This is a genomic window from Anaerococcus sp. NML200574 (assembly GCF_026131665.1).
Classification (GTDB): Bacteria; Bacillota; Clostridia; order Tissierellales; family Peptoniphilaceae; genus Anaerococcus; species Anaerococcus kampingae.
Map to the genome: position 1 here is coordinate 26,207 of NZ_JAMXSM010000001.1, position 14,700 is coordinate 40,906.

The following is a 14,700-nucleotide window of genomic DNA, read 5'->3' on the forward strand; positions in this document are numbered from 1 at the left end:
TTTTTATTTTCCATTTTATTCTCCTAAGCTTTGACTATTTTCTTGCTTATTTTTGCAGATAGGAAGTTTATTATCACTACAAAAGCAAGTAGTAGGACCGCTGTGGCATAGGCTTCTTTTACATGAAATCCCTCACTTGATAGGACATACATGTGCACTGCCATAGTTCTTGCTGAGTCAAATAAACTTTTTGGTATTTCTGGGTGGGTTCCCATGGTATAGATTAGGGCTGCAGATTCTCCTACTATTCTTCCTGTGGATAGGAAGATTCCCCCTAGGATTCCGTCCATGGCATCTGGAAGTATCACCTTAAAGATGGTCTGGATCTTTGTCGCTCCTAGAGCTAGGGATGCTTGGGCCTTTTGAGGGTTTACTGTAAGAATTGCCTCTTCTGTGGTCCTTATAATTGTAGGTAGGACCATGATGGCTACTGTCAAACATCCTGCAAGGAGAGAATATTTCATTCCAAGTCCAAGTCCTGTTCTTGTTACAAAAAATAGGTAGCCAAACAAGCCATAGACTATAGATGGGATTGATGATAGGATTTCTGTTGAAAACCTAACTGCCTGTATTAAAAATTTGTTTTTTGCGTAATTTGATAGGTAGATGGCTGTAAAGATTCCTACTGGTAGGGACACGATTAGGGTTAGAAGGATTGTCATCAGGGTTGCTATCAAGGAAGGCATGATTGAGACATTTTCTGATGTGTATTTCAGAGAGAAAAGTCCCGGCGATATATTAGGTATGCCTTCAAATAGGATATAGGCGATGATGATTCCCGATACAGCATAGCCTAGGGTTGTTAGGGTCATTATTAGACCTTTAAATAATTTACTCATCTTAGCTCCTAAAATTTGCTTTCTGTTTTATTTCGTATGATATTAAATAATATGTTTATGATCAGGATAAAGCAAAAGAGGACCATGCCTGTAGCTATTAGGGCCTGCCTGTGCATACCTGATGCATAACCCATCTCTAGTACTATGTTTGTTGTTAGGGTTCTTGCTCCCTTTAGGAGGGATGTTGGCATCATAGGCTGGTTACCTATGACTAGGTAGACTGCCATGGTTTCACCTATGGCTCTGCCTATGGCAAGGATTATTGATGAAAATATTCCTGATTTGGCATATGGCACTAGGACCTTGGCAATGGTCTCTTCCTTGCTTGCTCCAAGGGCAAGGGATCCTGTCATAAAGGTCTTTGGCACCTGCCTTAGGGAGTTTTCTGAGATATTTACCATAGTCGGTAGGATCATGATGGCAAGGAGGAGGGATGCTGTGAGCATGTTCATACCACTTTTAACTCCAAATATATCCTTAACTAAAGGCACTAGGACCATCATTGCAAAGAAACCATATACTACTGATGGGATTGCTGCCATGAGGTTGATGAGTGACTTGAGCGAGCCGTATGATTTTTTGGCATAATAGGCCATAAATATTGATATGGCTAGGCCAAAGGGTACTGCTATTAATGTTGATACTAAGGTTACGATAAGAGATCCTACTATCATTGGTTTTATACCAAATTTTGGATTGCCTGCAGTTGGTTTCCAAGTTGAGCCTGTGATGAATTTTAAAAGTCCGTATTCATTTACAAACTTCATACCCTCAGAAAATATGAAGAATATGATAAGTAAGATAAGAAATACGGACATTACTGCAGACAAGAGGAAAATTATCTCGCCGATTTTTTCCCTTATCTTTTCCATTTTACTTTCCTAATTCGCTTGTATTTGAGATTTCGCCCTTAAAGATTTGTTTTAGTTGATCTATGGTCAAATCTTCAAGTTTGCTATCTTTATTAACTATTACGGCTATACCATCTGTAGCTATTACCTCTACGGCTAGCTTGTCTTTTTCTTCATCTTTTAGTTCACGGGATGCCATTGCTATGTCAGCTGCACCATCTATTACTGCTTCAATTCCTGCAGATGATCCAGTTGATTGGATTTCGATGTTGGCTTCTGGATTTAGTTCCTTATATTTTTCTACCATTTTTTCCATAAGTGGGGTTACTGAGGTAGAACCTGCTACTGTGAGTGTTCCCTTAGCACCACTTGCCTGGTATTTTTCAGAATCCTTAAGTGGGACATAGCCTTCTTCTAGGCTTAGGGCTTGGGCATCTTCGCTTATTACAAATTTAAGGAAGTCTTTGGCAAGGTCTGATAATTCAGCTTCTTTGTAGGCAAGGTTAAATGGTCTAGAAATCTTATATTCGCCAGAAGCTATGTTTTCTTCTGTAGCCTCGACTCCTTCTACCTTAACAGCCTTAACTGTATCATTTAGAGAACCTAATGAGATATAGCCAATTGCTCCTTCATCGCCAGCTACTGTTTGCATAACAGCATTGGTAGAGTTTTGAACTACTGCGGCAAGGGTAGTCATGTCTTCTTTCTCGCCGTCTACTTCTTCTTCAAGGCCGACTAGCTCTATGAAGGCACCCCTTGTACCTGAACCATCTTCTCTAGAAACTACAGTAAATTCATAATCAGCTGCATCTGTCTTGCTTGCTGCTTCTTCCTTTGCTGGTTTCTCTGTAGCTGTTTCTGTTTTTGTTTCTTCTTTTGCCTGATCACCATTTCCGCATCCTGCAAGGATAAGTCCTAGTGAAAGTGTTGCTGCTAAAATTTTTTTATTTGTAATTTTCATTTTTAACTCCTTAAAAGTTTTTCTTTCGATATCTATAATACTAGGCCAATACTAAATCCGTTTTAAGGTTATGTAAAATCTATGTAAAATCTAAAAATCCCCACAAAAAAAGACCATTTTACTGGTCTCTTTTAAAAAATTTAGCCTTCTAAGACTTCTTCAAGAGTTGATCCTTGCTTCTTATCTGCATCTGTTTCAGGAATCATTACATTCATCAAAATTGATGTGAGAGCAGCAAGGACTACTGGAGAAACCCCGATTGCATTTTTAAGAGCCTCTGGCATAAATGTTATGCCTGCAGATTCAGCTGTTGTAACTATGGTTGTAAAACCAAAGCCAATAGCAATTGCAATTCCTACTATAGAAGTGTTTCTCACTGTAAGTGGTTGTTCGGTTATCATCCTGATACCATTCATAGTGATGGCTGCAAATACTGAAAGGGTTGCGCCTCCTACTACTGGAGCTGGGATTGTTGTAAGTAGGGATGATATTTTTGGCATAAAGCCTGCTATAAGTATTATTAGGCCTGCTTGGAAAAATACCTTCCTATTTATAACCTTGTTTACTGAAACAATACCAGCATTTTGTGAAAATGTAGCTGTTGGAAGACATCCTATAAAGGCACCTATAACATTTGCCACACCAAAACCTACAATTCCTCCCCTAAGCTCATCATCTGTTGGGTTTCTATCCATTCCTCCGATGGTGGTTGATGACATATCTCCAATTCCTTCTATACATGTAACCATAAAGATGATTACAAAGGAAATTATGGCTGATGGTTCAAATTTTATGCCAAAGTGAAGTGGTGCTGCTACTGATAACCAACCTGCTTCCCTAACTGGTGATAGGTCTACCATATCAAAGAAAAATGCTATGATATAGCCAACAACCATGGCAAATAATACTGAAGCAAGTTTAGTAATGCCCTTGCCAAAGTGGTTAAGACCAACATTTACAAGAAGGGTGATTATACCAACAAGCCAATATTGCCATGCTCCCCAACCTGGGGCCATAACTGATCCTGCTCCACCCATATTTGTAATAGCAACTGGATATAGGGTAAGGCCTATAGCCAAAACTACAGTTCCTGATACAAGAGGTGGGAAAAATGGTGTTATATATTTGAGGGCAAGACCGAACACTATAGAAACAATAGCTCCTATTAATTGACTTCCTAAAACTACGGCCACAATTCCTTCGGGACCTAGTGATTCAAATTGACCACAAAGGGCAATCATGGTTGGTACATATGGGAAGGCTACACCATAAATCATAGGTAATTTACTACCCAAAATCCCTATTGGATAAAGCATCAAAAATGAAGTGAGGGCTGATCCTATAAGGGCCATCTGTACAAGTATAATGCTATCAGCGTGACTTAGGCCTGCTGCATCAGCAAAGATCAAAGCAGGTGCTACACAACCTGCAATCATTGCGATTACGTGTTGTAAAGCTAGTGGGAAGGCTTCTTTGAAAGAAACTTTGCCTTCAAATTGAAACAATTCTTTAAATTTACTTTCCATTTTCTCTCCTATTTTATTTTGGACAAAGAAAAAGCCACCTACAGGTGACAAGCTTATTCATTTATCCTAGTTCTTTTTTTGAAATGGCTAGTATAAGTATGTATAAATCAAAAAATTTATTTCTACCATTTCTAGATAAGTTATACAGTTAAAATCCCTTAAGTCAAGTTATTTATAAACCTTATTTTTTATAGTAATTTCGAAAGAAAATTTTAGTTTTGTACAATTTTTATTTTCCTATAAAAGAAGTAAAATAGAAGAATAATAGCGAAAAATAGAAGATGGAGAATTAATAATGAAATTAGTAATACCAGAAGCCTACAAGTCAAACGAGGACCTTTACAGGACTCAAGTTTTAATAAAGGAAATAAAAGATTATTTTCAAATCAACCTAGCCAATAACCTAAATTTAAAAAGGGTATCGGCTCCCCTATTTGTATCAAGCAAATCAGGTTTAAATGACAACCTAAATGGCGTAGAAAAACCAGTATCATTTAACTTGCCAGAGGCTGATAACGAAGAAATGGAAATTATCCATTCCCTAGCCAAATGGAAAAGATACGCCCTCATGGAATATAAATTTAAGACCCACGAAGGCCTCTACACAGACATGAACGCCATTAGAGCATGCGAAGAGCCTGATAATACCCATTCCTTTTATGTAGACCAATGGGATTGGGAGCTTATAATTGACAAAGAAGACAGGACAGAGGAGTATCTAAAGCAAACAGTAGAAATTATTTACAGGACTATGAAAAGTCTAGATGAATACCTATGCGGTCTTCTTCCAACAAGGCAAAAACTTCTTAAAGATCAAATAAGATTTTTAACAAGCCAGGAACTTCTAGCCATGTATCCAGATAAGGATAGCAAGGAAAGGGAAAGGCTTGCTGCCAAGGAATTTGGGGCAATATTCCTATCACAAATTGGTACAATTTTAACAAATGGAGAAAAGCATGACAACCGTGCCCCAGACTATGATGATTGGCTCCTAAATGGAGATATAATCGTCTATAACCCAGTTCTTGACGATGCCCTAGAGCTATCATCCATGGGAATCAGGGTAGATAGCCACAGGCTAAATGAACAATTAAAACAATCAGGTAACCTTGATAGGCTAAAATACGACTATCACAGGCTCCTCCTTGATGACAAGCTTCCACAAACAATCGGTGGAGGAATCGGCCAATCAAGACTATGTATGTTCTTCTTACAAAAGGCCCACATAGGAGAAGTCCAAGTATCCTACTGGCCAGACAGCCAAAGAAGGACACTCGCCAACAAGGGAATACAATTATTATAAAAAAATCGCTTAAAAGGCTCTTGCCTTCTAAGCGATTTTTAATTTTCTCGCAAATATTCTTTAATCTCTGCTATAAAAAGATCACCATACTGTATTAGTTTTTTCTCTCCGACTCCCTTTATCCTTAGGAATTCTTCCTCTGTCTTTGGCTTATTTATAGCCATGTCCTTTAGGGATTGGTCGGAAAATATTATAAATGGTGGGATTTTTCTTTGTTTTGAAAGCTCTAATCTTAGGCTTCTGAGCCTTTCAAATAGGTCTTCTTGGTCGGCATTTGCTAGATCCATTGACTTGTGCTTTTTGCTGGTTGATTTTTCTTCTTCTCTTTTTCTTATATAAAACTTATCTTTGGAAAATAAGATATCCTTTGATTTTTCTGTCAGGGCAAGGATTGGATAATCAAGACCATTGACCTTGATGTAGCCATCTGCTAAAAGGGCTGCGACCATATCCTTGATTTCCTTTTGGCTGGTCTTGGCCATGATGCCAAAGGTTGAAATATTTTCTAAATTTTTCTCTCTTGAGTTTTTATTCTTAGACCCCCTAAGGCAATCAACGACTGTATTTATCCCATATCTCTGGTCAAGCCTGTAAATACAGGATAGGATCTTCTGGGCGTCAACCGTCTTATCGATTTTCTCGCTGGTCTCCAGGCAATTTGAGCAAAATCCACAGTCATTAATCGCATCTTGACCAAAATATTCAAGTATATAGGACCTTAGGCACTTACTCGTATTTACATAATTTATGATGGTTTGGAGTTTTTCAAGCTGGATCCTCCTATAAGCCATATTATCAGTTTGGTTTATTAGGTGCTTATTTATGATTATGTCTTGGGCTGAGTAAAGGAGGATACAGTCAGAGTTTTCCCCATCACGACCTGCCCTACCTGCCTCTTGGTAGTAGGATTCCATATCCTTTGGCATATTGTAATGAATTACAAAACGCACATTGGACTTATCTATCCCCATGCCAAAGGCATTTGTCGCTACGATTATATCTTTTTTATCAAAGAGGAAGTCTTCCTGGGCCTTTTTCCTATCAAGCTCAGTCAGACCTGCGTGGTATTTGGTGGATTTTATGCCAAGGGCCTTTAAGTTCCTATCTATATCATCAACTCTTTTTCTGGTAGATGCGTAGATTATGCCCGATTCATTTTCGTGATCTTTGAGATAGTCTCTCAAAAATTTGAGCTTTTCCTTGGGTTTTTTGATTTCAAACTTAAGGTTGGGCCTATCAAAACCTGTAATTTTGACAAAGGGATCCTTAAGCCTTAGATTTGCTATTATATCTTCCCTTACCTCTCTTGTAGCTGTGGCTGTGAAGGCTAGGATTTGTAGGTCATCACCTAGAATTTCGTAAAGCTCTGGTATTAACTTATAAGAAGGTCTAAAGTCATGGCCCCATTGGGATATGCAGTGGGCTTCATCAACTGCCACAAAGCTTATGTCAATATCTTTTAAAAAGTCTCTAAAAAACTCATTTTCTAGCCTTTCTGGCGACACATATAATAGCTTTATTTCCCCATTTCTTACTTCTTTTAGTGTGTTAACATAAGTCTCATAGTCCTGGCTTGAGTTTATAAAACACGCCCTTATCCCATCTTCCCTCAGGGCATCAACTTGGTCTTTCATTAAAGAAATTAAGGGAGAGATAACAATAGCTGTCCCATTCTTTATTAGTGCTGGCAACTGGTAGCAAATTGATTTGCCTCCACCGGTAGGTAGGACTCCGAGCACATCCCTTCCTTCTAGGATATTATTTATCAAATCCTCCTGGCCTGCCCTAAAGGAGTCATAGCCAAAGTATTTTTTTAGTTTGTCTAATATCTTTCCTGTCATATTTATCCTTAAAAAAATAATTAAGCCCTAGGACTTAATTATTTTCTTCATCACTATTTTCAATATTTGTATCATTTTGGTCTTCTGAGTCTGTTTGATCAGAATCTTCTTCAGATTCTTCTCTTTCTTTGTTTTCTCTTTCAGTCCTGTCGATGTTTTTCTCTAAGGCATTGTCTTTTGTTTTTTTAATCTTAGATTCATTTGTTAGGTACTCTTCATGTTCTAGCTTGGCTCCCTCGCCCCTATTAAAGACAATGTCACCAATTTTTGTTCTAAGGGTGACTTTATTTTTACCCTTATTTTCTGACTGGTAGCCATCTTTTATATTCCTATATGAAATATTGCCAAGAACGAAGTTACCCACTTCAAGATTTGCTGTAAGATCGTAGTTATCAATCTTATCCCTAGCATCTACTAAGATATCTCCTGTTTGAGTTTCAAAGTCTAGTCTGTTACCTAACTTGCTGTCAGTTATTTTTATATCACCTGTAGTAGTCTTAAGGATTGTGTTTGATATTTCACTCTTATCTAGGGAAATAGATCCTGATTCATTTGTGATAGAACCTTGGAAAAAGCCATTGTTTAAGCTAATATTTCCACTTCTTATCTTTAGGTCAAAGTTTTTAACTTCTAGGTCATCAATCTTTACATCACCTGCTCCAATTGAGCCCTTAATCTCTTCGATACCGCCTTCTGATGGCAAGAAAATCCTTACTATTGGAATTTTATCCTTCATGTAAAGATTTTTGCCCTCGATTTTGGACTTAAGTTTTAAAACTCCGCCCTCAAAGCTTACATCAAGCTTATAGGCATCATCTTCTCCCCTATATAATTGGGTGTATTCTATATAAGGATTTGTTGGTGACCTTTGGATTCTAACATCTGATGAACCAAGGTCAAAATCTATAGATTTGATTTGGTTTAAGTCAACCCTCATAATTCTTGATTGGTTGTAGGAATTTTCATCTATTTGACTGCTTGTAGAGGCATTTTTGATAGATGCATTCTTCCTTGAGCTAATCATAAATATTACAAGGCCTATAAGGATTACTGCAATTATCCCAAAAACTAAAGACCTCTTGTTAAGCTCATTTATACTCTTTAGAGGGTTAGGCAATTGAAATTCTGTATTGAATCTATTTTCCTTGTCTTTTTTACTTTCGAACTCTTCTTTTTTCTTATCTTCTATTAAATCTTCATCTATCTTTATCTTCTTATCGTCCACTGTCACCACCGCCTATATTTTGATTTACTAATATGCCAAAAGTCATTACAAATAGCCATCCCACGTAATAAAGGCTATTTGCTTTAACCATAAAATTTGCAAAAACTAATTCTAGTAGTTTTGAATTTATTTCTCCTCTTAGTAAATATTGTATCACAAAAACAAGAGAAAATACATTTATTAATGATATAAAAATCAAAAAAAATTGCTTTGTAACTACTAATTCATTTATTTTTATATAAAAATTTAAGATTAGGGTGAATATACTTATGAGGATTAGGTAGGCAAGAAATAATTCTTCTCTTACAAAAAATATAGAAGAGCCTATAAATATAAGGATTAGAAGAGCTTTTAACTCTTTAAATACATCTATTTTTATCAATATCTTACCTCCCATAAATAAAGCCCTGCTGGAGAAAGGGCTGGATTTGCTCTTTTTTTATTTTCTTTGTCAAAAAAGGCCCTAAATTCATCAAGACTTAACTTGCCTCTGGCAAGTTCTACTAGGCTACCTGACATTATCCTAACTTGGTTATGAAGAAATGAATTTGCCCTAAAAAATAAATTTAGCCTAGGACCATCTTGACTAAAATAACAATCATCGATTGTCCTTATAGTATTTATCTTAAGGTCTGTATCTTCCTTCATAAAGAGCCTAAAATCATGGGTTCCTTTTAGGACATCAAGCCCCTCTTTTAACTTATCTAAATCAAGCCTATATGTTATATTTTCCATATAAAACCTGTATACTGGATGCATAAGCCTATCTTGATAGATTACATACTTGTAGGTCTTATCTAGGCAAGAAAATCTAGCGTGGAAATTAAGGTCTACTTCCTTTGAAGAAAGGGCTAGAATATCATCAGGCAGATGAGCTTGGATATGGTAGGAAAAGGCCTTGGGATTTATATCAGATGCAGTTAGGAAATTAAAATAAAAACTCCTTGCATGTACTCCCCTATCTGTCCTTCCGCAAGCTATTATCCTGTTTTCTTCCCCACTTACCTTATTGACTGCCTTTTTTATTTCTTCTTCGATGGTTCTTACATCCTTTTGGTATTGAAAACCAGAAAAGCCTGACCCATCAAAGGCTACTTCCATCAGTACATTTTTTACCATACAAAATACATTACTATTATGATTAGACAAAAGATTGTAAAGCCAATTAGGCTTATCCAATCGATCTTTTTCATATGAATTTCATTTAATCTTGTGCGCTCTTCGCCTATCCTATAAAGCCTAGCTTCCATAGCTGTTGCAAGATCTCCTGATCTTTTTAGGGCATTTATAAACAAAGGCACAAGTAGTGGAACCATTGACACGGCCCTATCTATGATATTTCCACTTTCAAAGTCAGCTCCCCTTGCCATCTGGGCCATCTTTATCTTATTTGCTTCATCAAAGAGTGTTGGGATAAACCTTAGTGATATTGATATCATCATAGCAAGCTCTCCTGCTGGAAAACCAATCTTTTTAAGTGGTGAAAAGAGCTTTTCTAGACCATAGGTTAATTCCATTGGGCTTGTTGTGTAAGTTAGGACTGATGTTGATAAGATTATTAGGATTAGCCTTAAAATTGTAAAGGCAGTCCTATAGAGTCCTTCTTCAGTAAATTTAAGAGGTCCGACTGTAAAGATTACCTTGCCTGGTGTGGTTACAAGGTTAATTAGACCTGTTAGTACTATTATGAAAATTAAGGGCTTAAGGGACCTAAGGATTGACTTAAATGGTATCTTTGCAACTGCAAGCATAGCTATTAAAAGTATTACAAAGGGAATATAAGTATAAAAGTCCTTAACAAAAAATATTGTAATTATATATAAAAATACCCCCACAATCTTAACTCTTGGGTCAAGCCTGTGGATGAAGGTATCAAAAGGTAGGTATTGTCCTATTGTAATATTAGCCATTCTTAGCTCCTAAGTGCTTGTAAAGTTCTTCTATCGCCTTATCAACTGTGTAAATTTTATCATCTACATCTGGATTTTTCTTCTTGTAGGCCCTCATAAATTTTGTAATTTGAGGTACATCAAGTCCGATTGATTCTAGGTCTACTTGGGTGAAGGTCTCAAAAGTTGACTTATCTGAGTAAACTTCCCCCTTATTCATAACAATTACCCTATCAACATATTCTGCCACATCTTCCATAGAATGGCTAACTAATACTATCGAAAGCTCATCGTCATTATTGTATATATCTAGGATTTCAGAAAATATCTCATCACGTCCTATAGGGTCAAGTCCTGCTGTAAGCTCATCTAGAACAAGGACCTTTGGATTCATCGAAAGGATTCCTGCGACGGCAACCCTTCTTTGCTGACCACCTGATATTTCAAAAGGTGATACATCCTTATAGGTCTCATAATCAAGGCCTACCTTGGCCATGGCAGATCTAACTCTCTTATCAATCTCATCTTCCTTAAGGCCCATATTTTTAGGACCAAAGGCAATATCTTTGGCTATGGTTTCTTCAAATAGCTGGTTTTCTGGATATTGGAAGACTAGGCCAACCTTAAATCTGGCAGCCTTTCTCTTTGCCTTTTCCTTAGAATTTATTCCATCTATTATAACATCTCCATGACTTGGGATCAAAAGACCATTTAAAAGTTGGACTAGGGTTGACTTACCTGATCCTGTTTGGCCTATAAGGCCTATTATTTCTTTGCTATTTATCTCTAAGTTGATATCTTTTAGGGCATATACCTCATTCGGCAGGCCCTCGTTGTAGATATAATCAACATCCTTTATTTCTATTTTCATATGCTTTCCAAAAACTCCTCAGCTGTAAGGGGTAGTCTATCAAATTCGACCCCTTTTTTTGAAAGTCCGTAAGCTACTTCTGTCACTTGTGGCACTGCTAGGCCTAGCTCTTTCATCTTATCTACTTGGGAGAAGACTTCTCTGCTTGTGCCCTCTAGGGCCTTTTTGCCCGAATCTAGGACTACTATCTTATCGGCAAGGACAGCCTCTTCCATGTAGTGGGTAACGTAGATTATAGTTTTTTTGTAATCTTTATTTAAGCTTTGGATTAACTCAATTACATCCTTACGACCTTGGGGATCAAGCATGGCTGTTGGTTCATCAAAGATTATATAATCTGATAGCATGGCAATAACACCTGCAATTGATACCCTCTGCTTTTGGCCACCTGAGAGGTTGGATGGGTTTCTTTTCTTAAAGGCACTCATGCCAACTAGGTCGATGGCCTTATCTACCCTTTCCCTAAGTTCAGGATGCTCCACCCTTAAATTTTCTGGCCCAAAGGCAACTTCTTCTTCGACAGTTGTGGCAACCATTTGGTTATCAGGGTTTTGAAATACCATTGAGCATTTTTTTCTTATCTCCCACTGGTTTTCTTCATTACTGACTATCCCATCTATACTTATTGTGCCTGCACTTGGCGAAATTTGAGCATTCAAGAGCTTGCCAAGGGTGGACTTGCCTGAGCCGTTGTGGCCCAAAATTGCTACAAAGTCCCCCTTTTCTATATCAATGGATATATTATCCAAAGCTGTCTTTCCTTCTGTTTCTTCGTCTATACCTGGGTAGGTATAGGTCACATTTTCAATTTTTATCATCTTTCTTCCTAATAAGACATAGCTGGACTGTTGCTTGTGCTTGATTCATATACAACTACCGGTAGGCCAAATGGTACCATTTCAAATAGCTTGGCTGCCATTGCTGGTGGCATATTTAGACAACCGTGGCTGCCGTTTGAAAAATAAATTCCACCACCAAAACCGCCTCTCCATGGAGCATCGTGGAATCCTTCTCCATCCCATCCTATTGGCATCCAATAAGATACTGGGGTTGCATACCTTCCACCATTCATATCTGCACCCTTGAGGGTTGTATTTCTTTGTTTAGATTGGATTGAACCTACACCTACGTTGCTTGCCCAGGTAGTGGATGTAGGTAGACCTGATACTATTGATGTTTCTAAAACTACATTTCCATCTTGATAATACCACATATATTGTCTTGATAAGTCTACTTCTATATAGCTATCACCTAAATCCCCACCATCTTCATATCTAGCATAACCAGCCCTTTGATAAACTGGTTCTATATCTCCAGATTTTCTAGTGTTAATTAGCTCATATACCTTATCTATTGTTGCTGCTTGGTCTAAGATAAAACCGTAAACTCCTGGATTTACAGTAATCTTTCCTATGCCAGTTGCAGAAAATGTTCTGTTTTTGCCATAGGTATTGGTTTTATCAGCTACTTCTTCAATAAATTTAGCAAGTCTATCATAGTTTAATTCAAAGCTTGTTCCATTTGTATCAAACATATCGACAAGTTCTTGTCCTTCAAGCTTTATATCAAAGCCATTGAAGTTGAATTTTACTTTTAAACCCTCTATTGTCTTTCCATCTGCTAATAATTTTTCTAATTCTTTTGAATTATTTTTAACTTGAGGATTGATATAATCACTATCATCTAGGACTATTTCTTCCTTGTGAGAATAAATAGCATCCTTTATTTTTGCATCAAGTTTGTTAGGGTCGATCATATTTCCCATTACTTCTGGTATTATTGTAAAGGCCCCGTCGTTGTATTTTAAACTTGCATTTTCTGGCTTTGTAACATTTGTCATAAGGGCAGATGTACTTACGAGTTTTTCAAATTTTTTCTCATCATATTTTATATTATAATCAAAATTAAATTCATCATTTGCCACTTTTGCAAAGGCTAGTGGCCATTTAAATGGGTTTTGGTCAATAGATGCTGATTCTGGGATTGATGCCTTATAATCTACATCTTTAAGGTTGATTGTCGTAGCTCTTTCATCCCTGCCTTTGATATTTATAGAAAAGCTTTCAGCTGGTTTTTTTAAAGCTTCTTCTTTAGATGCATATGATATGTCCCTACCATTTACAAAGGTATTTGGAAGTGCTATAAAAGCAAAGACCACTGTTACTATTAAATATAATCCTATTATTACAAGTAAGCCTATTAAAAGTCCTCTAGACTTCTTGTTGTTTCTTTCGTCTGTCAAAAGTCCTCCTTGCTTGGTTTTTTGCCATAATATTGATAGAAATCTACCTTTTGGCCACCATTATATAACTTTCTTTTTCTAGATAATTTCCTCTTAAATTTCCTATCAAACTTATCATCTGCGCTTATAAAATATAAAGACCAGGTGTCAAGCCTTGCTAGCTTGTTGTTCATCTTTTTATAAATCTCATCCATGTCTATGTCAGATAACCTAAGTCCGTAGGGTGGATTGGATATAAATATACCGTAATCATCCTTAAGTGCCACAGATGAAATATCTCTTGTTATAAAAGAAATATCTTCTTCTACACCTGCATTTATAGCATTTTGCTTGGCAAGACTTATGGCCCTGCCTGATATGTCTGAACCTAAAATATTTAGCTTTTTAGAATAATCTATCCTTGCTAGGGCTTCTTTTTTGGCATCTTGATAAACTTCAGGTCCTATAAATTTAAATTTATTAAAGTCGAAGTCCCTATCTATGCCAGGGGCTATATTTCTAGCTATCCTTGCAGCTTCTATAAGGATTGTCCCCGACCCACAAAAGCCATCGAATAAAAATCTTTCTGGCTTATAAAAAGATAGGTCTACAAGGGCTGCCGCAATATTTTCCCTGAGGGGTGCCTTTACCGAATCTTCTCTATATCCTCTCTTATGAAGACCCTCTCCAGATGTATCAAGGCAGATACTTGCCCTATCCCTATCTAGCATTATCTCGATTTTGACTCTTTCGGCTGATTTTTCAAAATGTTTGACCTTATAAAAGGCCCTTAACTTATCTATTATGGCCTTTTCGCTTATAGATTGGATTGACCTTAAAGAAAATAGCTTAGACTTGTAGGTCCTTGCATTTACTATAAAATTGCTGTCCTTATTTAAGATATTTTGCCAAGAAATTTTATTTACTCCCTCAAAGAGTTCTTCAAAATCTCTTGCAATGAATGATCCTATTTCTAGAAAGATCCTATCTGCATGCCTTAAATTTATATTTAGTTTTCCTAAGTCGCTAATCTTGCCATTTAAGACAATCATCCCATCACTTACTTCAAAATCTTCATAGCCTAAATCTCTTAGTTGAAATTTGACTAGGCTTTCAAGGCCGAAGCTTGTGGTAATTAGTATTTTTTCCATAGTTTTATTATAACAGTTTTTT

14 protein-coding genes are annotated in these 14,700 nt (G+C 36.9%); 1 reads left to right on the forward strand and 13 read right to left on the reverse strand.

What is annotated here, in order from left to right:
* Nucleotides 1-23: 23 nt before the first annotated feature.
* The 4 genes from pstA to NH286_RS00140 all read right to left on the reverse strand — a co-directional run bounded on the left by pstA (nt 24) and on the right by NH286_RS00140 (nt 4,177).
* Nucleotides 24-839, reverse strand: coding sequence for a phosphate ABC transporter permease PstA (gene pstA / locus NH286_RS00125; protein WP_265235917.1), 816 nt, complete (start codon nt 837-839; stop codon nt 24-26).
* Between the two features lie 8 nt (nt 840-847).
* Entirely contained in the window at nt 848-1,711 is an 864-nt protein-coding gene (pstC, locus tag NH286_RS00130) for a phosphate ABC transporter permease subunit PstC (RefSeq protein WP_265235919.1), read from the reverse strand.
* A 1-nt stretch (nt 1,712) separates the two neighbouring features.
* A complete protein-coding gene (locus NH286_RS00135) occupies nt 1,713-2,651 on the reverse strand; it encodes a substrate-binding domain-containing protein (RefSeq protein ID WP_265235921.1) in 939 nt (312 codons plus the stop codon).
* 140 nt (nt 2,652-2,791) lie between these two features.
* Nucleotides 2,792-4,177: a uracil-xanthine permease family protein gene (locus NH286_RS00140; RefSeq protein ID WP_265235923.1), complete on the reverse strand. Its 1,386-nt coding sequence runs from the start codon at nt 4,175-4,177 to the stop codon at nt 2,792-2,794.
* A 292-nt stretch (nt 4,178-4,469) separates the two neighbouring features.
* Between NH286_RS00140 and asnA the strand changes: the two genes are divergently transcribed.
* The gene (gene asnA, locus NH286_RS00145) at nt 4,470-5,480 is read left to right on the forward strand and encodes an aspartate--ammonia ligase (protein WP_414826861.1); all 1,011 of its coding nucleotides are present in this window, start codon (nt 4,470-4,472) and stop codon (nt 5,478-5,480) included.
* Between the two features lie 38 nt (nt 5,481-5,518).
* On the opposite strand, the gene recQ is transcribed toward asnA, so the two are convergent.
* Genes recQ through NH286_RS00190 form a run of 9 tightly spaced genes read right to left on the reverse strand, consistent with a single transcriptional unit; the run spans nt 5,519 to nt 14,678 of the window.
* Nucleotides 5,519-7,321: a DNA helicase RecQ gene (gene recQ / locus NH286_RS00150; protein WP_265235927.1), complete on the reverse strand. Its 1,803-nt coding sequence runs from the start codon at nt 7,319-7,321 to the stop codon at nt 5,519-5,521.
* A 34-nt stretch (nt 7,322-7,355) separates the two neighbouring features.
* On the reverse strand, nt 7,356-8,546 hold the full coding sequence (locus NH286_RS00155; protein WP_265235929.1) for a DUF4097 domain-containing protein: 1,191 nt from the start codon (nt 8,544-8,546) through the stop codon (nt 7,356-7,358).
* Nucleotides 8,536-8,928, reverse strand: a complete 393-nt coding sequence (locus tag NH286_RS00160; RefSeq protein ID WP_106460817.1) for a hypothetical protein — start codon at nt 8,926-8,928, stop codon at nt 8,536-8,538. The genes NH286_RS00155 and NH286_RS00160 overlap by 11 nt, the downstream gene beginning before the upstream one ends.
* A complete protein-coding gene (gene truA / locus NH286_RS00165) occupies nt 8,925-9,665 on the reverse strand; it encodes a tRNA pseudouridine(38-40) synthase TruA (protein ID WP_265235931.1) in 741 nt (246 codons plus the stop codon). The genes NH286_RS00160 and truA overlap by 4 nt, the downstream gene beginning before the upstream one ends.
* Nucleotides 9,659-10,456 (reverse strand): energy-coupling factor transporter transmembrane component T family protein, encoded by a 798-nt coding sequence (locus NH286_RS00170; protein ID WP_265235933.1) that lies wholly within the window; start codon nt 10,454-10,456, stop codon nt 9,659-9,661. Before NH286_RS00170 ends, truA begins: the two co-directional genes overlap by 7 nt.
* Complete coding sequence (locus NH286_RS00175) at nt 10,449-11,306, reverse strand: energy-coupling factor transporter ATPase (protein WP_106460820.1); 858 nt, start codon at nt 11,304-11,306, stop codon at nt 10,449-10,451. Before NH286_RS00175 ends, NH286_RS00170 begins: the two co-directional genes overlap by 8 nt.
* A complete protein-coding gene (locus NH286_RS00180) occupies nt 11,303-12,124 on the reverse strand; it encodes an energy-coupling factor transporter ATPase (RefSeq protein ID WP_106460821.1) in 822 nt (273 codons plus the stop codon). Before NH286_RS00180 ends, NH286_RS00175 begins: the two co-directional genes overlap by 4 nt.
* Nucleotides 12,125-12,132: 8 nt before the next feature.
* On the reverse strand, nt 12,133-13,548 hold the full coding sequence (locus tag NH286_RS00185; RefSeq protein ID WP_265235936.1) for a L,D-transpeptidase family protein: 1,416 nt from the start codon (nt 13,546-13,548) through the stop codon (nt 12,133-12,135).
* Complete coding sequence (locus NH286_RS00190) at nt 13,545-14,678, reverse strand: THUMP domain-containing class I SAM-dependent RNA methyltransferase (protein ID WP_265235937.1); 1,134 nt, start codon at nt 14,676-14,678, stop codon at nt 13,545-13,547. The genes NH286_RS00185 and NH286_RS00190 overlap by 4 nt, the downstream gene beginning before the upstream one ends.
* Nucleotides 14,679-14,700: the final 22 nt, after the last annotated feature.